General features: G+C 62.3%; 23 protein-coding genes and 1 pseudogene. 8 read left to right on the forward strand and 16 right to left on the reverse strand.

Translation table 11 applies throughout. The features are described from left to right. The 11 genes and pseudogenes from hemA to RFM98_RS27990 all read right to left on the reverse strand — a co-directional run. The coding region (gene hemA / locus RFM98_RS27940) for a 5-aminolevulinate synthase (RefSeq protein ID WP_320311794.1) at positions 1–910 on the reverse strand (910 nt) is incomplete at its 3' end. Between the two features lie 475 nt (positions 911–1,385). Beyond that, a complete protein-coding gene (gene fixJ, locus RFM98_RS27945) occupies positions 1,386–1,997 on the reverse strand; it encodes a response regulator FixJ (protein WP_320311795.1) in 612 nt (203 codons plus the stop codon). Continuing rightward, the gene (locus RFM98_RS27950) at positions 1,987–3,474 is read right to left on the reverse strand and encodes a PAS domain S-box protein (protein WP_320311868.1); all 1,488 of its coding nucleotides are present in this window, start codon (positions 3,472–3,474) and stop codon (positions 1,987–1,989) included. The genes fixJ and RFM98_RS27950 overlap by 11 nt, the downstream gene beginning before the upstream one ends. 248 nt (positions 3,475–3,722) lie before the next feature. Further along, positions 3,723–3,875, reverse strand: coding sequence for a cbb3-type cytochrome oxidase assembly protein CcoS (gene ccoS, locus RFM98_RS27955; RefSeq protein ID WP_320217550.1), 153 nt, complete (start codon positions 3,873–3,875; stop codon positions 3,723–3,725). Next, positions 3,872–6,157 (reverse strand): cation-translocating P-type ATPase, encoded by a 2,286-nt coding sequence (locus RFM98_RS27960; RefSeq protein ID WP_320311796.1) that lies wholly within the window; start codon positions 6,155–6,157, stop codon positions 3,872–3,874. Before RFM98_RS27960 ends, ccoS begins: the two co-directional genes overlap by 4 nt. Next, complete coding sequence (locus RFM98_RS27965; protein ID WP_320311797.1) at positions 6,154–6,669, reverse strand: FixH family protein; 516 nt, start codon at positions 6,667–6,669, stop codon at positions 6,154–6,156. The genes RFM98_RS27960 and RFM98_RS27965 overlap by 4 nt, the downstream gene beginning before the upstream one ends. Beyond that, positions 6,666–8,225, reverse strand: coding sequence for a cytochrome c oxidase accessory protein CcoG (gene ccoG, locus RFM98_RS27970; protein WP_320311798.1), 1,560 nt, complete (start codon positions 8,223–8,225; stop codon positions 6,666–6,668). The genes RFM98_RS27965 and ccoG overlap by 4 nt, the downstream gene beginning before the upstream one ends. Positions 8,226–8,396: 171 nt before the next feature. Continuing rightward, complete coding sequence (gene ccoP / locus RFM98_RS27975; RefSeq protein ID WP_320311799.1) at positions 8,397–9,260, reverse strand: cytochrome-c oxidase, cbb3-type subunit III; 864 nt, start codon at positions 9,258–9,260, stop codon at positions 8,397–8,399. Between the two features lie 2 nt (positions 9,261–9,262). Continuing rightward, a complete protein-coding gene (locus tag RFM98_RS27980; RefSeq protein WP_041005791.1) occupies positions 9,263–9,412 on the reverse strand; it encodes a CcoQ/FixQ family Cbb3-type cytochrome c oxidase assembly chaperone in 150 nt (49 codons plus the stop codon). Between the two features lie 12 nt (positions 9,413–9,424). Beyond that, a complete protein-coding gene (gene ccoO / locus RFM98_RS27985) occupies positions 9,425–10,156 on the reverse strand; it encodes a cytochrome-c oxidase, cbb3-type subunit II (RefSeq protein WP_320311800.1) in 732 nt (243 codons plus the stop codon). A 10-nt stretch (positions 10,157–10,166) separates the two neighbouring features. Next, positions 10,167–10,397 (reverse strand): annotated as a pseudogene (locus tag RFM98_RS27990) (cytochrome-c oxidase, cbb3-type subunit I); the annotation flags it as partial. Between the two features lie 47 nt (positions 10,398–10,444). Between RFM98_RS27990 and RFM98_RS27995 the strand changes: the two are divergent. Together RFM98_RS27995 and RFM98_RS28000 are read left to right on the forward strand one after the other, a co-directional pair. After that, positions 10,445–11,578, forward strand: coding sequence for a porin (locus RFM98_RS27995; protein ID WP_320311801.1), 1,134 nt, complete (start codon positions 10,445–10,447; stop codon positions 11,576–11,578). Between the two features lie 241 nt (positions 11,579–11,819). Next, positions 11,820–12,896, forward strand: coding sequence for a tyrosine-type recombinase/integrase (locus tag RFM98_RS28000; protein WP_320311869.1), 1,077 nt, complete (start codon positions 11,820–11,822; stop codon positions 12,894–12,896). Between the two features lie 601 nt (positions 12,897–13,497). On the opposite strand, the gene RFM98_RS28005 is transcribed toward RFM98_RS28000, so the two are convergent. Further along, the gene (locus RFM98_RS28005; protein ID WP_320311802.1) at positions 13,498–14,394 is read right to left on the reverse strand and encodes an alpha/beta fold hydrolase; all 897 of its coding nucleotides are present in this window, start codon (positions 14,392–14,394) and stop codon (positions 13,498–13,500) included. Positions 14,395–14,619: 225 nt separating this feature from the next. Then, the gene (locus RFM98_RS28010) at positions 14,620–16,662 is read right to left on the reverse strand and encodes a lytic transglycosylase domain-containing protein (protein ID WP_320311803.1); all 2,043 of its coding nucleotides are present in this window, start codon (positions 16,660–16,662) and stop codon (positions 14,620–14,622) included. Between the two features lie 355 nt (positions 16,663–17,017). Between RFM98_RS28010 and dapA the strand changes: the two genes are divergently transcribed. The 3 genes from dapA (at position 17,018) to RFM98_RS28025 (ending at position 19,294) form a co-directional block, all read left to right on the forward strand. Then, positions 17,018–17,899, forward strand: coding sequence for a 4-hydroxy-tetrahydrodipicolinate synthase (gene dapA / locus RFM98_RS28015; RefSeq protein ID WP_320214386.1), 882 nt, complete (start codon positions 17,018–17,020; stop codon positions 17,897–17,899). Between the two features lie 25 nt (positions 17,900–17,924). Then, the gene (smpB, locus tag RFM98_RS28020; protein WP_320311804.1) at positions 17,925–18,404 is read left to right on the forward strand and encodes an SsrA-binding protein SmpB; all 480 of its coding nucleotides are present in this window, start codon (positions 17,925–17,927) and stop codon (positions 18,402–18,404) included. 164 nt (positions 18,405–18,568) lie between these two features. After that, a complete protein-coding gene (locus RFM98_RS28025; RefSeq protein WP_320311805.1) occupies positions 18,569–19,294 on the forward strand; it encodes a glycoside hydrolase family 25 protein in 726 nt (241 codons plus the stop codon). 24 nt (positions 19,295–19,318) lie between these two features. Here RFM98_RS28025 and RFM98_RS28030 read toward each other — a convergent pair whose 3' ends face one another. Continuing rightward, positions 19,319–20,248, reverse strand: a complete 930-nt coding sequence (locus RFM98_RS28030) for a DMT family transporter (protein WP_320311806.1) — start codon at positions 20,246–20,248, stop codon at positions 19,319–19,321. A gap of 154 nt (positions 20,249–20,402) precedes the next feature. On the opposite strand from RFM98_RS28030, the gene RFM98_RS28035 reads away from it, so the two are divergent. Continuing rightward, entirely contained in the window at positions 20,403–20,864 is a 462-nt protein-coding gene (locus RFM98_RS28035; protein WP_320311807.1) for an Lrp/AsnC family transcriptional regulator, read from the forward strand. 32 nt (positions 20,865–20,896) lie between these two features. Here the strand turns inward: RFM98_RS28035 and RFM98_RS28040 are convergent, their stop codons facing one another. Together RFM98_RS28040 and RFM98_RS28045 are read right to left on the reverse strand one after the other, a co-directional pair. After that, a complete protein-coding gene (locus RFM98_RS28040) occupies positions 20,897–21,553 on the reverse strand; it encodes a uracil-DNA glycosylase (protein ID WP_320311808.1) in 657 nt (218 codons plus the stop codon). A 13-nt stretch (positions 21,554–21,566) separates the two neighbouring features. Continuing rightward, positions 21,567–22,148 carry a LabA-like NYN domain-containing protein gene (locus RFM98_RS28045; protein ID WP_292471979.1) on the reverse strand — a complete coding sequence of 194 codons (582 nt, stop codon included), beginning with the start codon at positions 22,146–22,148 and terminating at the stop codon, positions 21,567–21,569. 304 nt (positions 22,149–22,452) lie between these two features. On the opposite strand from RFM98_RS28045, the gene rpoZ reads away from it, so the two are divergent. Both rpoZ and RFM98_RS28055 read left to right on the forward strand, forming a co-directional pair. Further along, complete coding sequence (gene rpoZ, locus RFM98_RS28050; RefSeq protein ID WP_320214393.1) at positions 22,453–22,854, forward strand: DNA-directed RNA polymerase subunit omega; 402 nt, start codon at positions 22,453–22,455, stop codon at positions 22,852–22,854. A 125-nt stretch (positions 22,855–22,979) separates the two neighbouring features. Then, on the forward strand, positions 22,980–25,211 hold the full coding sequence (locus tag RFM98_RS28055) for a RelA/SpoT family protein (RefSeq protein ID WP_320311809.1): 2,232 nt from the start codon (positions 22,980–22,982) through the stop codon (positions 25,209–25,211). Positions 25,212–25,301 lie beyond the last annotated feature (90 nt).

The raw sequence follows: 25,301 nt of genomic DNA on the forward strand, positions 1-25,301 counted from the left end.
GCGCGTCGCGCTCGGCCTGCGAACGCTTCAGATGCCGGATCGAGGTGGTGGCGGCCGCCGCGATCGCCGGCGGCAGCGCGGTGGTGAAGATGAAGCCCGGCGCATAGGAGCGCACCGCGTCGATCACAGCACTGGTGCCGGTGATATAGCCGCCCAGCGTGCCGAACGCCTTGGCCAAAGTGCCCTCGATGATGTCGATGCGGTCGGCCAGGCCTTCGCGCTCGGTGATGCCGCCGCCGCGCGCACCGTACATGCCGACAGCGTGGACCTCGTCGATATAGGTCATGGCGTTGTAGCGCTCGGCGAGCTCGACGATCTGCCTGATCGGCGCGATGTCGCCGTCCATCGAATAGACGCTTTCGAAGACGATCAGCTTGGCGCGCTCGCGACCGGCCGCCTGCAGCAGGCTTTCCAGATGCGCCACGTCGTTGTGGCGGAAGATCTTCTTTTCGGCGCCCGAGCGCCGCACGCCTTCGATCATCGAAGCATGGTTCAATTCGTCCGAGAGCACCAGGCAGTTGGGCAAGAGCCGGGCAATGGTCGAGATCGAGGCCTCGTTGGAGACGAAGCCGGAGGTGAAGACCAGTGCCGCTTCCTTGTCATGCAGGTCGGCAAGCTCGTGCTCGAGCTCGACCAGCGGGTTCGAGGTGCCGGAAATGTTGCGGGTGCCGCCGGCGCCCGAGCCCATCTTGCCGGCAGCGTTCTGGAAGGCGGCGATGACGTCGGCGTTCTGGCCCATGCCGAGATAGTCGTTGGAGCACCATACGGTGATTTCCTGGGCGCGGCCGTTGGAACGCCAGATGGCGCGCGGGAACTTGCCCACCATGCGCTCGAGGTCGGCGAAAACGCGGTAACGCCGCTCCGCGTGGATCTGGTCGATCGCATCTTCGAAGAACCGCTGATAGTTCATGTAGAGCTCCTGTGCGGGAATTGGCGCCGCGGACCACGACGGGTTCGATCTGCCGGGGACCTCAAACTACGAACCAGGGGAAGGCGCCGCTTTGAGTTATGTCAAATTGCAAGGTGCGCGGTTGCCTCGTGATAGGAAGGTTCCTCGACGCAAGCCGTCTAAAAATGATTCAAATCAAAGCGCGGAACCCCGTTTCGGCCCACGCTAGCTAGATGTGGAATCCCATAGCAAGCGCTCCGTTTGGTCGCAGTCTCGAACTGGCCGTTCTGGACGAGGAAGGGTTGCACGCCGTTATATTTCCCTGCGAAAAAGGCAGGGAGGGGTGGCGGCATGCCGTTACCGGCAATCGCGTCGATATCCGGCCGACCCACTGGCGCGACTGGGATCTGCCAAAGGACGGTACTGCTTCGCCTGGAAACCTTTCCTAGAGCGGCAAGTCCGGACGGAACCGCTGCGCACTTTTCCTGGAATTGCTCTAATATTTGGGTTCCGTGATCAAGGCCATTCGTACCAGATGCGAGAGGCTGCCGGCGCCCATCTTGCTCATGACATTGGCGCGATGGATTTCAACCGTGCGTGGGCTGATCCCAAGATCGTAGGCAATCGTCTTGTTAGGCAATCCGGAGACAAGTCCATCGAGCACCTGGCGCTCCCGCTCGGACAGAGTGGCCAGATTCTTCCGGATCTCGGTTGACTGCGGGTGTGCCGCAACGGGCTGGCTGCGATTGTCCAAGGCGGAGCGAATCGCATCGATGAGCACCTGATCGTCGAAAGGCTTTTCGATGAAGTCGGCGGCGCCCTCCTTCATCGCCTGGACGGCCAGCGCGACGTCGGCGTGCCCGGTCATCACGATCACCGGCACGCCAAGGCCACGGGCCTTCAGTTGCCGCAGAAACTCGATGCCGTCTATGCCAGGCATGCGCACGTCGGTGACGACGCAGCCGTCGACCTCCTTCAGCTCTGTCGCCAGGAATGCGGTTGCCGATTCGTAGAGGCGCACAGCAAAGTCGGCTGTCGCGAGCAGGAAACCCAGCGACTTGCGAACGTCGACATCGTCGTCGACCACATGGACGATATCATTGGCCACCGGCGACCTCTTCCTTTTCCACCGCGCGCAAAGTGAACCTGAAAGCAGTCCCTCCACCAGGCATTGAGTCTGCCCAGATATGACCGCCATGCGACTCCACGATAGTGCGGCAAATCGACAGGCCGACACCCATTCCATTTTTTTTGGTGGTGACGAAAGGCTGAAAGAGCTGAGCTGAAACTTCTGGCGCCAGTCCGGGGCCGGTGTCAATTACACCAACTTCCGCCATACCATCCTGGCGTGCCACAGTAACGACACGCAATTCGCGCTTGGGAGCGCCCTGCATGGCCTCCACGGCGTTTCTCATCAGATTCAGCAATACCTGCTCGATCTGAATTCGGTCGGTCAAAACAAGCTCGGCAGCCGGGTCGAGATCGTAATTGACGCGCACGTCCGCTTCCTTGGCGCCTACCAAGGCGAGCGATGAAGCGTCCTCGATCAGCGTTGGCAGACGTTCGACCTGACGTTCGCTTTCACCCCTGGCGACAAAGTCCCTGAGACGACGGATCACGTCACCGGCGCGTAGTGCCTGTTCGGCAGCCTTCTCGACGGCATCCTGCAGCATGGCGGCATTCTCGTCCTTGCTTTTCTCGAGGAGACGGCGGCTGCCCTTTAGGTAGTTCGTGATGGCCGTCAGCGGCTGGTTGATCTCATGCGCCAATGTCGAGGCCATTTCGCCGAGCGCGGTGAACCGCGCCATGTGGAGCAGCTCCTGCTGCTGCTCCTGCATCCTAGCTTCCGTTCTGTGGCGTTCCGTCAGGTCGCGGCAGAAGCCGGTGAAGAAGCGGCCCGTTCCCGGATGCATTTCGCCGACCGCGAGTTCCATCGGAAAGGTCGATCCGTCCTTGCGCATCCCGGTTACCGTGCGCCCTAACCCAATGATGCGGCGCTCTCCCGTCGTCAGGTAACGCTGCATGTATGTGTCGTGCTCCTCCCGGTACGGCGAGGGCATCAGCATCTTGACGTTTTGCCCGATGACCTCGCGGGCCCTGTAGCCAAACAGCATCTCGGCCGCCGTGCTGAAAGATTGGATGTTGGCACCTTCGTCGATGACGACCATCGCATCAGGTACCGTCGCCAGGATCGAACGCAGGTGATCCTCACGCAGCTGCAGCGCGGCGTTGGCGAATGACAGATCGCTGACGTCGGTGCCCTGAACAAAGATTGCCGTGATCCGGCCATCCTTGGCCCTGATGGGCTGGTAGACGAAGTCCAGGATGCGTTCTTCCGCTATGCTGGTTTCAGTGTTGCGCAGGACGATTTTGGCATTGCGGCCAACATAAGGCTCGCCGGTTTCGCTGACACGATCGAGCAATTCGAAGAACCCCTGACCCTCGAGCTCGGGCAAGGCCTCGCGAACGGACTTGCCGATAACCTGCCGCTGACCGATCAGGCGTTGGTAGGCAGCATTGGTCAACTGAAAGACGTGGCCCGGCTCGCTGAGCAAGGTTATGAACCCAGGAGCCTGGTCGAACATCAGGGCGAGAAGCTCGTGTTCCGGCAAGCTTTCGACGGCCAGCGGAGACGCTTTGGCGGCGGCTTCCGACCAGCCTTGCTCCTTCTTGCTCACAAGCAGTCTCCGGATTGAGAAACCGCGGCGGTCGCCGATTTAGCACCCATGGATCCGCTCGCCAAACAGCGGTTGTGACGATTTGATCGGTATCAAGGCGCAGCACCCCGCGCAATGCAAATGACAAAACGTCTATATCAGTTTGATCGCCGGCCTTAGTTGTCTCGCGCATCGGGTTCGATCAGTATCCGCTCAGCGGCTCCATCGAGATCCTCGTACTGGCCGCTGCGCAAAGCCCACAGGAAGCCCGACAAACCGAGCGCCCCCAGGAACAGGGCCACGGGAATGAGATAGACGAGCGTGGTCATGGATGGGCCGCTTCGATGACGTCGGTGCGGCGCCTGGCCGGAGTCGCTTCAGGTGCCGTCTTCGGCGTCGCCTGCAGCCGCATCGCATTCGCGATCACGATCAGCGACGAAGCGCTCATCGCGATTGCCGCGATCAGCGGCGTCACATGTCCAAGGATGGCGATCGGCACGGCGAATGCGTTATAGACGATCGCGATTGCGATGTTCTGGCGAATGAGCCGGCCGGCCTTGCGCGAGACATCCAGGGCGAGCGGCACCGCCGACAGGCTCTCGCGCAGGAAGACGAAATCCGCGGCCTGGCGGCCAATGTCGGCCGCGGTTGCCGGAGCCATCGAAACGTGTGCCGCCCGCAATGCCGGTGTGTCGTTGAGGCCGTCGCCCACCATCAGCACCTTGTGTCCGGCGCGGTCCAGCGACTCGATCCATTCGACCTTTCCTGAGGGCAGCAGCGCCGGCACGAAACTTTCGGTTCCCAATGATTTGGCAACCTCGCCGCAGGCCTTCGCGGTATCGCCGGACAACATATCGACGGACACGCCGGCGTCCTTCAATTGCTGGATCGTTGCCTTGGCGTCTAGTCGAAGCGCATCCTCGAAAGCGAAGCACGCGACGATGTTCCCGTTCTTGGAGAGCACCGTGCCGCCATAGCCGCCGAGCTTGCCCTCACCGCCGGTGCGAGCCTTCCAGCCCGCCCATCCGCGCCGTCCGAGCCGCCACGTATTCCCCTCCGTTATGGCTTCGACGCCGAAGCCCGGATGCTCGGCGACGGATTCGACACCGGGCTGGCCGGAATACCCCGCATAACCGGCGATGGCCCTCGAGAACGGGTGGCGGGAATGAGCCGCCATGTCGGCCGCGATCGCAAGCATGGTCGGATCGATCGAGGACGCATTCACCAGCTTTGGGCGCCCGAGCGTCAGCGTTCCGGTCTTGTCGAACACTGCCGCGTCGATCGCAGCGAGACGCTCCATTGCCGAGCCATCCTTGACCATGACGCCAGCCTCGAAAAGTCGTCTGGCCGCTACGACCTGGACGATCGGCACCGCAAGACCGAGCGCGCAGGGGCAGGTGATGATCAGCACGGCGATGGCGATGGTGAGAGCCCGGTGCCAATCGCCGGACGCCACCATCCAGCCGAGGAATGTCACGAAGGCCGCCAGATGGACCACGGGCGCGTAGAGCGCCGATACGCGATCGGCGATGCGCCGGTAATGTGAGCGGCCACCTTCGGCGGCCTCCATCAATCGGACCATTTCTGCCAGAAAGGAGTCCTTCGCGGCTGCCGTTGCCAGCATCGTCAGCGGACCTGTGAGGTTGAGCGTGCCTGCCTGAACATGTGCGCCGGCACCCACGGCCTTGGGCGCGCTCTCGCCGGACACGATCGAGCAATCGAGGTCGGAGTTTCCGCTGAGTATGTCTCCGTCGACCGGTATACGTTCTCCAGCCGCGACGAGCAGGCGCATTCCCGGCGTGAGTTCGGCCACTGCCACATACTCGCGCGTGCTGTCTTCCCGCAGGACCACCGCGCCCCGCGCCGCGAGCCTCGAGAGGCCGCTGACAGCCGTTCGCGCCCGCTCCCGCATCACGTGGTCCAGCGTGCGGCCGATCAGCAGGAAGAAAAGCAGCGATACCGAGGCGTCAAAATAGGCGTGCTCGCCGTGATTGATGGTCTCATAGAGGCTCATCGCGTAAGCGAGCGAGACACCCACCACGATCGGCACATCCATGTTCATGCGGCCATGGCGCAGCGCGTTCGCGGCAGAGCGGAAGTAGATCCCGCCGGCAAAGGCGAGGGCCGGGATGGCGATCAGCGCGGACAGCCAATGGAACAGATCGCGTGTTGCACCTTCCGCGCCGGACCAGACCGATACCGAGAGCAGCATGATGTTGCCTGCCGCGAAGCCCGCCACGGCGACAGCGCGGATCAGCTCCGAGAGCGTCCTGTCCTTCTCGTGAATTTCCTGGTCGAATAGGTGCGCCTGATAGCCGAGACGACCGAGCACGGCAAAGAATGGCGGGACGCTGTCTCCGTGCCAGCGAATCGACACACGCTTCGTCGACAGGTTGACGCGAGCGGACTCAACGTTCTCGACCGAGCCGAGCGCAGCCTCGATCGCTTGAATGCAAGCCCCGCAATGAACCGTCGGCACCGACAGGTCGGTCTGGTGAATGTCGCTGCCCAGAGAGCGGCTGGCGAGCTTGATCTCGTCGCTCGACGGCGATGCGGACGCCGCTGCGGCGATCTCCAACGTCATTTCAGCCCCTGGCGCGCAGCAACTCATTGCAGGGCTCCATTCAAGATCATGACGCGGCGGACGTCGCGAAATGGTGACGTCAGTCCGGCGTCCGCATCGATCTCCACGATCCAGACGCCGTCCTTCGGCGTGTGCCGGGCGGCAAACGCCTGCGTATTGCCAGGAGAACCGCCGGATGGCGCGGCGAGCGTCAGGGCTTCGTCCTCGGCCTCGTAGGCTGGATGGCGGAACAACATTCTGACGCCGTGCAGCGGCACCGTTTTGCCCTGGCTATCGACAAGGAGGTAGCGGACTTCGCCCGCGGCGACGGTCAGCTTGCCTGTCCAGCCCAGCGCTGCCTGCGCCCTTCCTTTCCTCGCTTCTTCGTTGAACTGCTGGCTCGCAACATAGGTGTTCTCGACAACGAGGCCGGTCCAGCTCTTCTGAGCGAGCGTGGCCATGGTGACGTTGACCCCGATCACCACAGCGAAGAAGCTGACGATGACGATCAACATGTGCTTGCCGGTGAAGCCGCGTGGCCTTTGCGTATCGCCGCTCATCTGTCTTTCTCCGGCGCGTTGAAACTGGCGGTGTATTCGGCGGATTCGGAACTCGCCTTGTCGTCGATGCGAAATTCGAAATTCTGCACCGGCTTCTTGATCCGGCTTGCCGGTTGCCTGACGAAGATTTTGAGCGTCTTCAGCCGGTCGGGTTCGACCGGAATCGAGAATGAGCGGCCCGCGGGCTGCTCGATGCCGACGATGCTCATCTCGCCGCCATCGAGGCCTTCCAGCGTCACCTCGATCGTCCTCGGCTCGGGTATCATGTTGAGCAGCTTGACGGTGTAGCCGTTGCGGATCGAGCCGTCCGAGAGCGTCACGAACTGCGGATTGCGGTCATGCAGGACATTGAGCTCCAGCCGCTCGCGTGTCAGCAGCGAATAGACGAGCACCAGGCCGATCGCCGACCATGCACCAAGATAGATGTAGGTGCGCAACCGGAAGATCTTGCCCAGATGGAAATGTGCCAAGCCGTTGGCGAAGCTGCCGCTCGCCGTTCTTACGAGCGCCGGATCGACCGGGCGAGAGCCCCCGGAAGTAGCCACTGCCATGTTGGCGTTGTAGTCCGCCAAGGTGGCATAGGAAATCAGCCCGCGTTCCCGGCCGAGCTTGTCCATGACGCTGTCACAGGCGTCGATGCACAGAGCGCAGGTGATGCATTCCAGCTGCTGGCCGTCACGGATGTCGATGCCCATGGGGCAGACGGCGACACAGGCGTTGCAGTCGACGCAGTCGCCGACCGCTTGGCCGGAGGCCGAGGCCTTTTTGGCATGCCTTGAACGCGGCTCGCCGCGCCAGTCGTTATACGTCACCGTCAGCGAATTTTCGTCGAGCATGGCGGCCTGGATGCGCGGCCACGGGCACATATAGGTGCAGACTTGCTCGCGCATCAGCCCGCCGAACACGTAGGTGGTGCCGGTGAGCACGGCGATCGTGACATAGGCGACGGGCGCCGCCGCGCCGGTGACGACCTCGCCGAGCAGCTTCGGCGCGTCGGCGAAGTAGAAGATCCATGCGCCGCCCGTGGCCATAGCGATGACGAGCCAGACGGCATGCTTCGATACGCGCAGGACCAACTTGCGGGCCGTCCAGGGGGCAGCCTCCAGCTTCATGCGGGCGTTGCGGTCGCCTTCGATCGCGCGCTCGACGACAAGGAGCAGGTCCACCCAGACGGTCTGCGGGCAGGCATATCCGCACCAGGCTCGCCCGACCGTCGATGTGATCAGGAAAAGGCCGACGCCCGCCATCATGAGGAGGCCGGCGACGTAGTAGAACTCCTGCGGCCAGATCTCGATGAAGAAGAAGTAGAAACGGCGGTTCGCCAGGTCGATGAGAACCGCCTGGTCGGGAGCGAAGGGGCCCCGATCCCAGCGCAGCCAGGGGGTCAGGTAATAGATGCCGAGTGTGATCGCCATCACCAGCCATTTGAACTGGCGGAAACGACCGGAGGCCCGCTTCGGAAAGATTTTCTTGCGCGCGGAATAAAGTGGCTGTCGCGCCTTTGCAGAGTTGACCGCTTCGGCCTCGAGCCGTTCTACCTGCGACTGATCCAGCACGACAATCTCCAATCGCGGCGAAATGGTGCCGCTTATGTCCAGCAGTCTTGCAATCGCTCACGCGCGTCGCGTTGATGCAGGTCAAATTGAGCTATCAAAAAAGCAAGTCGAGGCCCGGCATGACCGGGCCTCGTCGCTTGAACGGCCGAGGGCCGAGAATAGGCCCCGCTCCTATTCTCCACCGCCAAGCGAATGGACATAGACAGCCAGTTCCTTGACCGTCGTCTCGCCAAGGCGGCCGACCCAGGCAGGCATTACTCCGTTCTTCGGGGCTCGCACCTGAGAAGCAATTGCGGCTTCACCGGAGCCGTGGAGCCAGATCGCATCTGTCAGGTCGGGTGCTCCGAGCTCCCGGTTGCCCTTTGCGTTCTCGCCATGGCAGGTGGCACAATTGTCCGCGAAAACCTTGGCGCCGGGCTCGATCAGGGTTTTGTCCCGCACGGACCCGGAAAGGCCGGCGACGAAAGCGCTGACCTGAGCGACCTGCTCGGGCTTGAGCACGTCGACGAAGGCGGGCATCTCCGACTGACGGGTGTCGGCGTCCGCGGCGAAGCGGATGCCGTGCGTGATCGTCTGCTGGATCTGCTCGGTCTTGCCGCCCCAGAGCCAATCGTCATCGTTGAGGTTCGGAAACCCTGTCGATCCTTGCGCGCCGGAGCCGTGGCACTGCACGCAGTTGACCTTGAATGCCGCGCCGCCGCCCGCGACGGCGAACTCGCGCAACGCGTCGTCCGCGGCAATTTCCGAAACCGTTTTGGACTGTATTGCCGCGACGTATTTGGCCTTGCCGGCTTCAGCCGCGGCCATTTCGTTCTTGACGTCATTGCGACTGGAAAAGCCCAGAACACCCTTGGTGGCGGAGCTCAGCATCGGCCAGGCGGGGTAGGCAATCGTGTAGGCCAGCGCCCAGGCGATGGTGACGTAGAAGGTGATCACCCACCAGCGCGGCAGGGGATTGTTGAGCTCCCTGATACCGTCCCATTCGTGGCCGGTCGTCGTCACGCCCGAGATTTCATCGACATGCTCGCTGCTCATGATCAATCGTCCTTGAGAGGAATCTGTGCGGCGTGGTCGGCATGCGCTTTGCCACCTGGACGAAGCGCGAAAGCAATGCAGCCTACAAAGAACAGGGCCATGGCAAGCAGGCCCCAACTGTCGGCAAACTCCCGCATCAAGTTGTATTCCATCGGTTGCTCTCCTCAGCGGTAGCCAGCTGCTTCGTCGTAGTTCTTGAAATCGACCAGTGTGCCGAGCATCTGCAGATAGGCCACCAGGGCGTCCATCTCGGTGACCTGCTGGGGGTTGCCGTCGAAGTCGCCGACCTTGGCTTTCGGATAGCGGCTTTCCAGTCCGGATGTATCGGCGTTCGGATCGGCCTGCGCCATCAGGTCGGCATTCGCGTGGGAGATCATGTCGTCGGAGTAGGGCACTCCGACGCGCCTGTTGGCTATCAGATGCGTCGAGAAATCCTTCACCTCGATCGGCGTGTCCTTCAGGAACGCGTAGCTCGGCATGATCGACTCAGGCACGACGGAACGCGGGTCGGTCAGGTGCTGGACGTGCCAGCTGTTGGAATAGCGGTCGCCGACGCGAGCGAGATCCGGCCCGGTCCGCTTGGATCCCCATTGAAACGGATGATCGTACATCGACTCGGCCGCCAGGCTGTAATGGCCATAGCGTTCCACCTCGTCTCGGAACGGCCTGATCATCTGGCTGTGGCAGAGGTAGCACCCCTCGCGCACATAGATGTTGCGGCCGGCGAGTTCGAGCGGCGAGTAGGGTCGCATGCCCTCGACCTTCTCGATCGTGTTGTCGAGATAGAATAGAGGCGCGATCTCGACGATACCGCCGACGGTCACAACCAGCAGGGATCCGACAAGAAGCAGCGTGGCGTTCTTCTCGATCAGCGCGTGTTTATCCATCAAGCCCATGTCTGGCTCCTTATTCGGCAGGCTGGAGGGCGGGGGCGGAGCCCGGCAAAGGCTGCTCTTGGCGCTGGTAGCCACGAATGGTCATGGTGACGTTCCAGGCCATGATCAGCATGCCGGCGAGGTACATGGCGCCGCCCGCGGCGCGCATGACATAGTAGGGATGCATGGCGGCGACCGTCTCGGCGAAGGAATAGACGAGGAATCCCTGCTCGTCGTACTCGCGCCACATGAGCCCCTGCATGCCTTTTTGCTCAACTCTTCCGGTCGATTCTGACTGGAGGTCAGAAAATGAACATCAAGAGCCTTCTTCTCGGCTCAGCTGCGGCCCTGATCGCAGTTTCCGGTGCACGCGCCGCCGACGCCGTCGTCGTCGCCGAGCCGGAACCGGCTGAATACGTCAAGATCTGCGACGTCTACGGCGCCGGCTACTTCTACATCCCGGGCACCGAGACCTGCCTGCGCATCGGCGGCTATGTCCGCTACGACATCGGCGTCGGCGAATTCGGTTCGGTTAACGGCACTGAGGGCCCTGATCGCCTCGATGGCAGTCGTCAGCAGACCTACCGCAAGAACGCCCGGGCTGACGTGAAAATCTTTACCGGTTCAGAAACGGAACTGGGCTCTCTGAAGACCTATAGCGAATTCGAATTCAACTTCGGCAACTCGCAGGGCAATCCGTTCGCCCGCCAAAAAGGTGGGCAACTCGATAGCGCGTGGATTTCGCTCGGCGGCTTTCTCATCGGCTACACCGATTCGGTCTTCGCAAGCTGGACCGGCTTTGCAGGCAATGTGATCAACGACTCGGTCATCGCGTATGGCGCCCAGGACGGCACTAACCAGATCAACTACACGTTCGACGCTGGCAACGGTTTCTCCGCGGTCCTGTCGCTCGAGGAGGGTCGGGGTTCGTATTCCCAGTATCGGGCGCCGGGCCAGGATTGGGTCGTCGACGACAACACGGTCGACAGCTATGTTCCGCATGTCGTTGGTGGTGTGAAGTACACGCAGGGCTGGGGCAGCATCTCCGGCGTTGCGGCTTACAACAGCGACTACGAAGAGTGGTCAGGCAAGGTCCGCTTGGACGTCAAGGCCACCTCCGAGCTTTCGCTCTTTGCGATGGCTGGCTACGGCACCGACGATCACATCGACCGGAACTTCTACAAGCCTTGGGGTGGCAACTGGGCCGTCTGGGGTGGTGCCAGCTACAAGCTCAACGAGAAGACTTCGATCAACGGTCAGGTATCGTATGACGAAGACAAGAATCTCGTCATTGCAGCTAACGTGAACTACGAAATCGTTCCCGGCTTCAAGGTCATTCCGGAAGTCGATTACAACCGCGCCGCCAATTACGATCGTGTTGGTAACCACACCAACAACGACAGCTTCGTCAGCGGCGTCGTTCGCTTCCAGCGCTCGTTCTAAGGGCTGGTTCGATACAGTTGAAATCCAGCCCGGGCGCTTTCACGCCCGGGCTGTTTGTTTTCGCGATTGGGTGAGGGCAAACGAAAGACGAAAAGGGGGTACCGGTAGCTGAAGTCCGCAAAATGGTTCCGTGGGATTCGCCGCCTGGCGGATGGACATCATTTTTGCCGGACAGAAACTCTTGAAAGGACATCTTCAAGCGGGTAGCTGTGCCTATCCACTCGGGGGTGTGGCTAAAAAAATGACGAACGAAGCGATTCAAGAGGGGGGGTCCTCTATTCACTTTGGAGTTTTTTCTTCTCAGAATTCGAACTTTCGATACACGTACAACAAGGTCAGAGAAGTAAAATCGTACAGAGTTGGGGAGCTTTTCGCAGCTTATCGGGATATACTCTGGGATGACGGGCGACATAAATACAATGTCAGCTCTTTCATTGGTGAAATAGACGAGATCCTTCTGGGAGAACGTTTCAGCACCTTTGACCAGAACACCCTGGACAATCTTATCGGCACCTTGCGCCAGCGCGGCAACAGCAACGCAACCATCAATCGCAAGATGGCTGCCCTCAGCAAATTGCTGCGTAAGGCGCATAAGATGGGAGATATCCACAGCCTGCCCGAGTTCCGCCGCCAGAAGGAGCGGGCGGGACGGATTCGTTTCCTCGAAAGGGACGAAGAGGCGAGGTTGTTCGCGGCGATCAAGAGCCGCAGCGAGGATGCCTACCGGCTTTCCGTCTTCCTGGTCGATACCGGCTGTCGCCTCGGCGAGGCGCTCGGCCTGATCTGGAACGACCTCCAGGAACACCGGGTCTCCTTCTGGATCACCAAATCCGGCCGCAGCCGCACCATTCCGATGACCGAACGCGTCAAGGAAGTGATCAAGCTGCCGCCGAACGCGGAAGGACGGCGGCCGAAGGGCCCGTTCACCAAGCTCACCCAGGCGCAGTACCGCGCGATCTGGAACGAGGCGAAGACGGAAGTCGGTCTCGGCGCCGACGAGCAGGTGGTGCCGCACATCATGCGTCACACTTGCGCTTCACGCCTCGTGCAGGGTGGTATCGACATAAGGCGCGTTCAGATGTGGCTTGGCCACCAGACGTTATCGATGACCATGCGTTACGCGCATCTGGCCACCAACGATCTCGATGGCTGCGTCGTCGTTCTCGAAAAGCCGCGCGGCGATGAAGCGTCGTCGCGCTCGGCGGAGAGTTCGGTGTTTGCTTCGCCTCTTACGACGCCGACTTCCGTCTCGTCGTCTCGGAAAGAGAAAAAGCCCGCAGCGGCCAAGGCGCCCCGCAAGCGATCGAAACGCGAATAGGCCGATCGGATCAGACTCGCTGGCGCCGAAAATCCATATTTTAGAGCAATTCGAGGAAAAGTGCGTAGCGGCTTTAATTGCGTGAAAACAAAGAGATAGAGCGGTTCACCGTTCCGTGAAACGGTGAACCGCTCTAGTTCCCCTACACAGGGATTTTGAAAGGTTGCCGTTTGTCTTGGTGCAAGATTTTCCGTTCATTTCCGTGAAATCAGCGCAAACGCCGGGGATTTGGTTGAAGCCTCCCAACGTCGTTATTCTATGGCGGAGCAAGGAGCGAAGCGACGCGCGCAGACCATAGAATCCATGCCGCGACGTCGAAGCGTTGCTGCGGTGCAGAATTCTGCTCCGTTGCACTCCTTGGCGAAGGTAACGGCATGGATTCTAGGGTCTTCGCGACGGAGCTTCGCTCCTGCTCCGCCCTAAAGCGCGTCGCGCTGAACCGGATTCGGGCGACGCGCTTTAAGTCTTTGTTTTGATGCATGTCGTTGTCCCAGAACTGCTGCACACTTCTGGGCGAATGACGATCGCGATGGACGTTTCGGCCAATCTCCAACGCACGCCACCTGCCAACGCAAACAAAGAGCCGAGCGGTCTCGGGTTTTTACTTTTGTTTGACTTGATTTTCGACTTGATCGAGGAACGCCGCTATCTTGTCCGGCAGGACGCCGGTTTCGAGGAAAGGCGCGTGGCCCTGGCCTTCGACGATGATCGCCTCCATGCCGGGATGACGCCTGCGCATCTCGTCAAGCGTCGCCGCGGAGAGAAGTTTCGAGTTGGCGCCGCGAACCACAAGCAGCGGCATGGCGGCGAGCGCGTCGAACTGCGGCCACAAATCCGGCAGCGGCTTGTTGAAATCGACGCCGGCCAGCGTGTCGACCAGGGCCGGATCGAAATCCGGAACCCAGCCGGCGTCCGTCTCGCGGCAGATCGCCGCCACCATGCGCGCCCAGTCGGCGTCGGTGAGGGTGGGGAAATCGGCGCCGTGCACGCGCCGTTGCGCCGCCGCCGCTTCCGCGAATGTCTTCGGTTTCGGTGCGCGATCGAGATAGGAGCGGATATGGGCAAGGCCTTCCGCCTCGATCGCCGGGCCGATGTCGTTGAGCACGATGGCCCTCAGCACGGCCGGCTTCAGCGCCCCGAGCACATGAATGATCAGGCCGCCGCGCGAGGTGCCGATGAAGGCGGCTTGTTCGATGCCGAGCGCCGACAATCCGGCAAGCACGTCGCCGGCCTCGACCCCGACATTATAGTGGCCGATGTCGGGATCGTAGTCGGATTGGCCGCGGCCGCGATAGTCGAAGGCGACGACCTTGCGCGGGCTTTTCGCCTTGCTGGAAAGGTAGAGAGCAAGCTCATGGAAGTCGCGGGCATTGCGAGTGAGGCCCGGCAGGCAGACGGCCGGCCAGGTATCCATGTTCACTTCGCCATAGATCCGGGCATGGAGCTTCAAGCCGTCGAGCGCAGTATAGTTGAAGTCGGAGAACTCACCGCTCGCCATCGGAATGCCGTTCCTCGCTGGGATGACCGACAGCTATAGCCGAGAGCAGGGAACGTCAAATGGGGAGTTCTTTCCTTCTCCCCTTGTGGGAGAAGGTGTCGCCGAAGGCGACGGATGAGGGGTGCTACAGGGAACACCGACGTCTCACTCCGCTGGAACACCCCTCATCCGTCTCGGCGCTATCGCGCCGATCCACCTTCTCCCGCAAGGGGAGAAGGAAACCCCTCAGCTCCGCCCGTTCACCAGATCTCCCACAATGTCGTATTTGCCTGAAATACGCATCTTATAGACCTCGTAATTCTCCATCACGCGCTGCACGTAACTTCTTGTTTCCGTGTAGGGAATCCGCTCGATCCAGTCGACCACCTCATCGACCTGCTTGCTGCGCGGGTCGCCGTATTTCGCCATCCATTGGGCGGCCCGGTTGGGGCCGGCATTGTAGCCGGCGAAGGTCAGCACATAGGAGCCGCCGAAGCGGTCGAGCTGCTCGCCGAGGAAGGCCGAGCCCAGCGTCGCGTTATAGCCGGCATCCGTCGTCAGCCGCGCCTGCGAGAAGGTCATGCCGGCTTTCTTCGCCAATTGCTTGGCCGTGCCCGGCATCAACTGCAGCAGGCCGCGCGCGCCGGCGCTGGAAACGGCGCCGACATTGAACTCGCTTTCCTGGCGGGCAATGGCGTAGGCGAGCGCCTTGCCGGACCCCGATATGTTGGCCGAATCGGGGATGACGCCGAGCGGATGCGACAGCGCGCCGACATCGATGCCGCGCTGGGCGGCGATCTTGCCGATCTTCAGCGCCATGAAATGGTTGCCCTGCTTTTCCGCCAGCAAAGCAAGCAGTGCCAGCTCGCCCGGGCTGGTCAGCTGCCCGGCAAGGTCACGGTACAGCGTCTCGGCGTACCGGTCATAGCCCGCTTCCTGCAGCCGCTTGATCGCGCTGACCGCCTCGCGGCCGTCAAAGCTCTGGCGGTCGGCCGCGCTCGGTTTGGGATAGACGATGTTGAGGGTCCGCAAGCCCACGCGCTCGCCGGCGAGCTGGCCGTAGAAGGTCGTGCCGTAGCCGGCTGCGCGCGTGAAATAATCCTTGGCGCTGCCTGGTCCGCCGACTTCCGCCGCGCGCCCGAGCCAATAATAGGCGCGCGACAGCGAGACCGGTCCCTGGGCGAGCTCGGTGATGCGCGTGAAATGCCCGGCGGCGGTCGCCGGGTCGTTGAGACCGCGCAAGGCATACCAGCCGGCATGGAATTCGGCCTCGGCGGCGTTCTGCGGGCTCTCGGCGGCGTGCACGGAGACAATCTTGTAGGCGGTCTTGATGTCGCCCTGGTCGACCAGCTCGCGCGACAGCACACGACGCTCGACCCACCAGGCATCGGGGTCGACCAGCGAATCGCGGTTCGTCGGCGCTTTCATCACGACAGAAGCGGCATCGGCGAATTTCTGCTGCTTGCGCAGATATTCCGCCTCGGCGAAGAAATAGCCGGCCGAGCGCTGCGCCGCCGGCACCGCCTTCAACAGCTTGGCGGCGTTCTTGTCGCCCTTGTCGGCCGCCGCCCAGGCATCCGCCAGGGGTTGCGCGCCGGCGAGACCCGCAACGCGCAGCGCCGAGGACGGCCGGTCGGCATAAAACATCCGCTCCATGCGGTAGCGATGATCCGCCGCCGGGATCAGCGCGCCGAATTCCTTGATGACGGTCGCCTCGTCCTTTGCTTCCAGCTTTTCCGTGCGCCAGAACGGCACCAGCACCGCGCGCGCCGCGGCCTGGTTGCCAAGCGCCACCTGCGAGCGGGCAAGGATGATCACGCCCTCCGGCGTCAGCGGCTGGCTGCGGCCGAAGGCCTGCACCACCATTTGCGGCGGCGGGTTCTCGCGATAGAGCGCCCGCTCGCTGTTCTTGCGCAGCGCGATCGTGCCGGGCCATCCCGGCAGCATCTTGGCGGCATCGGCGATTTCGCCGCTCGGCACCTGGTCGCCGCCATAAAGCGCGATCGCCCAGGCAAGGATATGCCGGTCGAGCGAAATAGCGGGCAGCGTATCGCGCGCATTGCGCGCGCCGACAATGTTGTTGGCGGCGAGCGCATCGAGCCCGCTCTTCAACTGGGCAATACTGTCCGATGAAGGCGAGGGCTGCGTCTGGCCGGGGGCCTGCGGCGAGCCGGGCGCGGGGATGGAAGCCGTCACACGCACATCGACACTGCCGCCGATCGCCATGGTGGGCATCAGCGCGACGATCGCGCCGAGCAGCGCGAAGATATGAGGCCGCCTCGTCGGCATTGTTGCAATCCTAGCACATGGTCAGCGGGCGAGTGGGACTTAGGAGCCCGAACGAGAGCGTAAACTTAGGTCGTGAAGGGCTCGTAAACAAAAGGTTATCGAGGCCGTTCGAATTGCGCTTGCTGGCACTACGCCGATGCTTGCCGCTGAACCATGTCGAGACTATGGTGCGCGGCCTCGCTTTCGGTTAGAAGGCGCGCAAATAAAACGCCATTGCATGTCGCCCAAAAGTGGGAACCGGTTTTGGGGCGACGACATGCATCAACCAACGAAAACGCATGTCGCCCAAAAGTGGGTACCGGTTTTGGGATGACGACATGCGTAAACCAACAAAGTTCCAAGGAGTTTGGACGACATGCTGAGAGGCTCGCTGACCGCGCTCGTTACACCGTTCGAAAAGAGCGGGCGCTTCGACGAGAAAGCCTTTCGCGCTTTCGTCGAATGGCAGATCGCCGAGGGCACCAAGGGCCTCGTTCCGGTCGGCACCACCGGCGAGTCGCCGACGCTGTCGCATGACGAGCACCGCCAGGTCGTCAAGGTCTGCATTGAGGTCGCCAGGGGCCGTGTTCCGGTCGTCGCTGGGGCCGGGTCCAACAACACCGAGGAAGCGGTCGGGCTGGTGCAATACGCCGAAAAGGCCGGCGCCGATGCTGCCCTTGTCGTCACGCCTTACTACAACAAGCCCACGCAGCGCGGCCTTTATGAGCATTTCGCCGCCGTCGCGAAGGCGACCAAGCTGCCGATCATCATCTACAACATCCCGCCGCGCTCGGTGATCGACATGACGCCGGAGACGATGGGCAGGCTGCGCCACGACTTCAAGAACATCGCCGGCGTCAAGGACGCGACCGGCAAGGTCGAGCGCGTCTCCGAGCAGCGCATGACCTGCGGCAAGGATTTCATCCAGCTCTCCGGCGAGGATGCATCCGCCCTCGGCTTCAACGCCCATGGCGGCGTCGGCTGCATCTCGGTCACCTCGAATGTCGCGCCGCGGCTCTGCGCCGAATTCCAGGAAGCGACGCTTTCCGGCGACAGCGCCAAGGCGCTCGACCTGCAGGATCGGCTTCTGCCGTTGCACAAGGCGATCTTCATGGAGCCCGGCGTTTCCGGCGCCAAATACGCGTTGTCGAAGCTGGGCAAGGTCGAGAACGTGGTGCGCTCGCCGCTGGTGACCGTCGAAGCCTCGACCGCCGAGAAGCTCGACGCGGCGCTGAAGCACGCCGGCTTGATTAATTAGGGATGAGGCGCCACCTCTCCGCATTATGAATCAAGTCAAGAAAGCCGACCCCAACAACAAGACCGTCGCGGAAAACCGCAAGGCGCGCTATTCCTACGAGGTGCTCGACACGATCGAGACCGGCCTGGTGCTGACCGGCACCGAGGTGAAGTCGCTGCGCCAGGGCCAGGCCAACATTCAGGAGAGCTACGCCTCGGCCGAGGGCGGCGAGATCTGGCTGATCAATTCCTACCTGCCGGAATATCTGCAGGCCAACCGCTTCAACCACGAGCCGCGCCGGCGCCGCAAATTGCTGGTCTCGAAGCGCGAGATGGCCAAGCTCTCGCAAAGCGTCGAGCGCGAGGGCATGACGCTTGTGCCGCTCAAGATCTATTTCAACGACCGCGGCCGCGCCAAGCTCCTGCTCGCTGTCGCCCGCGGCAAGAAGCTGCACGACAAGCGCGAGACCGAAAAGCAGCGCGACTGGTCGCGCGAGAAGGGCCGGCTGCTGAAGGAGCGCGGCTGAGCTTTCGCCGCCGGCGCAAGGCGTCTGAAAAAAGCCACCGGCCGTGGTCCGGCGCGAACGCCAGAGCAATTCCAGGAAAAGTGTGAAACGGTTAGCTCGGCAACTTGGCCGTAGCCTTTCCGTCCGGAATTGCGTCAAAACAAGGTTCCGACAGGGGGATAGTCTTGGGGAAGCGGATTGTTTTCTGGGGTCTTGCCGGCGCGGTTGTCGCCTGCGCGATCGTGGCGGGCGCCTTCTTCTGGTTCCGCGGCTTTTCACCCGACCGTAGCGAATTCCCGATCCGGGGGATCGACGTCTCGCACCACCAGGGCAGCATCGACTGGCGGCGCGTCGCGGCCGACGATGTCGCCTTCGCCATCATCAAGGCGACCGAAGGCGGCACCCATGTCGATACCCAATTCGCGACCAATCTGCGCGAGGCGCGCGCGGCCGGCCTCGCGGTCGGCGCCTATCACTTCTTCACCTTCTGCCGGCCGGGCGCCGACCAGGCGAAGAATTTCATCGCCGTGGTGCCGCGCGGCGAGCCGCTTTTGCCGCCAGTGGTCGATATCGAATTCGGCGGCAACTGCCCGCAGCGGCCGTCGCCCGAGCAGTTGAACACCGAGCTTGCCGCTTTCCTCGGCCCGGTCGAGACAGCTTTCGGCAAGCAGGCGATCTTCTACCTGACCGACGAGGCGGCCGACGCCTATTCCGCAACCATCATCGCGCGCCAGCGCTGGCTGCGTTCATTGGCGATCAGGCCGCGCGAAAACGACTGGATCTATTGGCAATATCACAATATGGGCCGCGTCGACGGCATCGAAGGCGATGTCGATCTCAACGTGCTGAAGGGCAGCCGCGAGACGCTGGCCGAGCTGTTCGCGCCGACGCCTGAAATTGCAGGCCCTTGAGTAGTTTGCCGTACCGCTGAAGTCTCACGATCCGCCTGACGCTTGTGCATTCAGGCTCGCGCTGGCGGTGCGTGTCCCGATCGCCGAGAAGGCCATTCCCGCTACCATGATGGCGATGGCTGCGAACTGGATCGTCATCGGCGTTTCGCCGAGTACCGCCATGCCGACAATCACCGTGGCGATCGGTATGCCGGGCAGGAACAGCGATGCCGTCTGCGGTCCCAATTGCCGCACGATATAAGTATAGAGGAACATGGCTGCCGCGCCGGCCAGAACTCCCTGGATCACGATCTGGCCGGCGATCTCCGTGGCCGCCGCGGCATGGATATGGCTTGGTGCGAAGAGATAGAGAACCGGCAACGGCAGGCACGACAGCAGCACGACAGCAGCCGTCGCCGTGACCGGATCGGCACGCCAGAGCCTCACGAGAACGGCATAGGTCGAAAACATGAGGCCCGATCCGATGAACAGCACGTCGCCGATGAAGACGCCGTTGGCGGCGTCACGCGCCGCCGCGATGAACAGCAACAGCCCGGCGATGATCGCGACGACGCCGATTGTGCGCCGTTGCGAAGCGCCGTCATCGAAGAAGACGCGCGACAGCAGGAACGAAAAGAAGACGATTGACGCGGGGCAGAGCGCAGCCGCGTGGGCGGCAGGCGCATAAGTCAGACCCCAATTGATGATCAACGGATAAGGCAAGCCGGCCAGTGCCGCCAATGCCAGTGCCCGTCGCCAACCCAGCGCCCTCATGGGCGCGAAGCCGCTGCGCCAGACGATCGGCACAAAGACCACCCCAGCGCCGCCAAAGCGCAAGGCGGCCAAATCTGTCGCCGTCAGATGATCCCTGAGGCTGAAGCGAGCGGCGACGAATTGGATAGCGTAGATGCCGATCATGGTGAGGCCGGCGATGATCGCCAGTCTCGTGTTTCCTGCGTCCCCTGCGTCTGCCACGACCTGCCACCATTTGTTGTCCGAGATGGAGACCGTCTCCACCGCCGTGACGAATGCGCAGGCTATTGCTCAGGTCATAGTGATGAAATACGCTCTTTTTGGAAAATAGTAGTGGAATTCACACTGGAAAGGCAGTTCCGAAGTGAATCCTGAAGTGAGTGGTCTCGACGGCGTCGACCGCAATCTTCTTCGGCTGCTGCAGGAGGATGGGCGCCGCACCACGCTTGACCTGGCGGCGCGTGTCGGCCTGTCGCCGACCGGCACGAGCCAGCGGGTGAAGCGGCTGTTCCGCGAAGGGTACATCACCGCGGTCCGGGCCGTTCTCGACCCCGCCAAGATCGGACGCGGCACGCTCGTCTTCATCGAGGTCCGTCTCGATCACACGGCGCCTCATATTTTCGAACGCTTCGCCGAAGCGGTGACCAAGGCGCCCGAGGTTCTCGAGTGCCACATGGTCGTCGGCGGTTTCGACTATCTGGTAAAGGCGCGAATTTCGGAAATGGCCGCCTATCAGGATTTTCTGACACGGGTCATCTTACCGCTGCCGGGGGTGAAGGAGACACATACCTACGCCTCGATCGGTGACGTGAAGCCGGATGCGCTGCTGCCGGTGTGAGCCGGCGTCAGCCCGCCCGAGGACGCTTGAATCTAGTCCTTTAGGAACGCCGCGATTTCCTGGAACACGCTCACGAACATTGCTTCCGTCAGCACGCCCGTATTGGTGTTGTAGCGCGAGCAGTGATAGCTGGAAAACAGCGCGATGCCGCCGGCCTCCTGCCGTCCGCCATGGCGGAAGGGCAAGGCGGCGACGCGTCCGCCCAGCGCCCGCACCGTCGACTGGTGTGCGATCGAACCCAGCGTCAGGATGGCGCGCAGATTGGGAAAGCGCGCGATGGTCGGCTTGAGAAAGGTCCGGCAGGTGGCGATTTCGGCGCCGACCGGCTTGTTCTCCGGCGGCACGCAGCGCACCGCGTTGGTGATGGCCGTGCCGACAAGCTCAAGCCCGTCGTCCGGTCGCGCCTTGAACTCGCCGCGGGCCAGGCCCTGCGCGATCATCGTGCCGTAGAGCAGGTCGCCGGCATAGTCTCCGGTGAAGGGGCGTCCCGTGCGGTTGGCGCCGCGCAGGCCGGGCGCCAGCCCGACGATCAGCAGGCGGACTGAGGCTTCGCCCTCCGGTGGCAGGAAGGTCGGCACCGGCGCATTGAACCAGCCCGGCTCGCGCTCGCGCCAGCCGGCGATGAAATCATGCAGACGCGGGCAAAGCGGGCAGTCATGGCCGGGTTCGGGGCAGGGCACGGCGGACAACGCCGCGGCCCCGTCAATAATCGTCCTCGTCGACTTCGGCAGGTTCCGGCCGGCGCGCGGGCCGCTCGGACGGGTCGCGTCCGACTTCGTTCTTCAGCGTCATCAGGTCGATGAAATGATCCGCCTGGCGGCGCAGGTCGTCGGAAATCATCGGCGGCTGCGAAGCCATGGTCGAGATGATCGACACCTTTCGACCGCGTCGCTGCAGCGCCTCGACCAGCGTGCGGAAGTCGCCGTCGCCGGAGAAGATCACATAATGGTCGACGACATCGGCGAGCTCCAGCGCATCGACGGTCAGCTCGATGTCCATGTTGCCCTTGATCTTGCGGCGGCCGGTCGAGTCGGTGAATTCCTTGGCGGGCTTGGTCACCACCTTGAAGCCGTTATAGTCGAGCCAGTCGATCAGCGGCCGGATCGAGGAATATTCCTGATCCTCGACCAGCGCGGTGTAATAGTAGGCTCTGAGCAGATAGCCGCGCTTCTGGAAGCTCGACAGAAGCTTGCGGTAGTCGATGTCGAAGCCCAGCGCGCGCGACGTGGCATAGAGATTGGCGCCGTCGATGAAAAGAGCGATCTTTTCACGAGGATCGAACATTGAAAAACATCCCTTTCGAAAATTTCTGTCGTCTAAAAGCGTTTGACGAATAGGTCCCACAAATGGGCCTTGGCACCGTCACATCCGAGATAACGCGAGATTTGTGGATATCCAAGGGCAGGGCCCTCTATTGCAAGCAATTGTGATCGCGACTATGTGAGCTTCATCATGGCGCGGTTCGATGATGAGCCGGGCAAAGGTCCGCAAAGCTGACGCCGCCGCCATAAAGCTTGTATTTCAGCCGCGCCCGCGTTATGGAGCGCGCCAGCTTTCCATCAAATCCATCGCATGAAAGGGGCAGTCCATGGCCCGCGTAACCGTTGAAGATTGCATCGACAAGGTCGACAACCGTTTTGAACTCGTGCTGCTCGCCGGCCACCGTGCCCGTCAGATCAGCCAGGGCGCGCAGATCACCGTTCCGCGCGACAATGACAAGAACCCGGTCATCGCGCTGCGCGAGATCGCCGACGAGATGCTGTCTCCCGACGACCTCAAGGAAGACCTGATCCATTCGCTGCAGAAGCATGTCGAGGTCGACGAGCCGGAGGCCGAGGGCGAGGCGATCGCCGATCAGACCGGCGCGACCGCCGTTGCAGCCGACGCCGACGACGCCGAGGAGAACGTCACTTTCGACCGCATGAGCGAGGAAGACCTTCTCGCCGGCATCGAAGGTCTGGTACCGCCGGAAAAGAGCGACGATTACTGAGCTTCCCGGAACTTGCCTGGATCAAGCATCCGGCACTTCCGTCTCGTGAGTTTCGTGGCTATCTATGGGATGCGTCGCACCTTGGTGCGGCGCATCAATCATTTCAGCACCGCGAGATCCCGCCCATGATGCGTCAGTATGAGCTTGTCGAGCGCGTCCAGCGCTACAAGCCTGACGTCAACGAGGCGCTGCTCAACAAGGCCTATGTCTATGCCATGCAAAAGCATGGCCACCAGAAGCGCGCCTCGGGCGATCCCTATTTCTCGCATCCCCTCGAAGTCGCCGCCATCCTCACCGACATGCATATGGACGAGGCGACCATTGCCGTTGCCCTGCTGCATGACACGATCGAGGACACGACGGCGACCCGCGCCGAGATCGACGAGCTCTTCGGCCCCGAGATGGGCAAGCTGGTCGAGGGGCTGACCAAGCTGAAGAAGCTCGACCTCGTCTCCAAGAAGGCGGAGCAGGCGGAGAATCTGCGCAAGCTTCTGCTCGCGATCTCCGAGGATATTCGCGTTCTTCTGGTCAAGCTCGCCGACCGCCTGCACAACATGCGCACGCTCGACCATATGCCCGAGTCCAAGCGCCTGCGCATCGCCGAGGAGACGATGGACATCTATGCGCCTTTGGCCGGGCGCATGGGCATGCAAGGCATGCGCGAGGAACTGGAAGAAATCGCCTTCCGCTACATCAATCCGGAGGCTTATCGCGCCGTTACCGCGAGGCTTGCCGAGATTTTCGAGCGCAACAAGGGCGTCTTGCAGGAGATCGAGACGGCGCTGTCGGGCCTGTTCGAAAAACACGCCATCAAGGCGAGCGTGAAAAGCCGGCAGAAGAAGCCGTGGTCGGTGTTCCGCAAGATGGAGGCCAAGGCGCTCTCCTTCGAGCAGCTCTCCGACATTTTCGGCTTCCGGGTCGTCGTCGATTTGGTGGACGACTGCTACCGCGCGCTTGGCGCCATCCACACCACCTGGTCGATGGTGCCCGGGCGCTTCAAGGATTACATCTCGACGCCTAAGCAGAACGACTACCGTTCGATCCACACCACCATCGTCGGCCCGTCGCGTCAGCGCGTCGAATTGCAGATCCGCACCAGGGAGATGAACAAGATCGCCGAATACGGCGTCGCCGCGCATTCGATCTATAAGGATAGCGGCGGCAAGATGAACGGCGCCGGCCATGCGATCTCCAAGGAGACCAATGCCTATGCCTGGCTGCGGCGCACCATCGAGCAGCTGGCCGAAGGCGACAATCCGGAGGATTTCCTCGAGAACACCAAGCTGGAGCTGTTCCAGGACCAGGTCTTCTGCTTCACGCCCAAGGGCATGCTGATCGCGCTGCCGCGCGGCGCCACGCCGATCGACTTCGCCTATGCCGTCCACACCGACGTCGGCGACACCTGCGTCGGCGCCAAGGTCAATGGCCGCATTATGCCCTTGATGACGGAACTGAAGAACGGCGACGAGGTCGAGATCATCCGCTCCAAGGCGCAGGTGCCGCCCGCCGCCTGGGAATCGGTCGTGGTCACTGGCAAGGCGCGTGCCGCCATCCGCCGCGCCACCAAGAATGCGATCCGCAAGCAATATTCCGGCCTCGGCGCCCGCATCCTGGAACGCGCCTTCGAGCGCGCCGGCAAGACATTCACCAAGGAGAGCCTGAAGCCGGTGCTGCACCGGCTGGCGCGCAAGGATATCGAGGATGTGCTGGCCTCGGTCGGCCGCGGCGAGCTGAGCTCCACCGACGTCATGAAAGCGGTTTTCCCCGACTACAAGGACGAGCGCGTCACCGTCGCTGCGCCCAAGCAGCGCGAGGAGGGCTGGTCGAAGATCCGCAACGCCGCCGGCATGCTGTTCCAGATGCCCGGCAGTCGCGCCGCGCGCAAGGACAAGGACCAGCCGCGCGACGGCGCGGTGCCGATCCGCGGCGTGCGTGGCGACCTGCCGGTGCGCTTCGCGCCGGAGGGTGCCGTGCCCGGCGACCGCATCGTCGGTATCATCCAGCCGGGAACCGGCATCACCATCTATCCGATCCAGTCGCCAGCGCTGCAGGCCTTCGACGACCAGCCCGAGCGCTGGATCGACGTGCGCTGGGATATCGACGAGCGCACCAAGGAACGCTTCCCGGCGCGCATCTCGGTCACCGCCATCAACGCGCCGGGTTCGTTGGCCGACATCGCCCAGGTGGTCGCGTCCAACGACGCCAATATCCACACGCTGTCGATGATACGCACGGCGCCCGATTTCACGGAGATGCTGATCGATCTCGAAGTCTGGGACCTGAAGCATCTCAACCGGCTGCTGTCGCAGCTCAAGGACAATTCGAGCGTCAGCGATGCGCGGCGTGTGAACGGGTGAGTGAGTAGTGAGTAGTGAGTAGTGAATGGAAGGTGCGATCACTACCAACTAATCACTACTCAACACTCACCATTCACCCACCCACCAACG

This window comes from Mesorhizobium australafricanum, assembly GCF_033977265.1.
Lineage (GTDB): Bacteria > Pseudomonadota > Alphaproteobacteria > Rhizobiales > Rhizobiaceae > Mesorhizobium > Mesorhizobium australafricanum.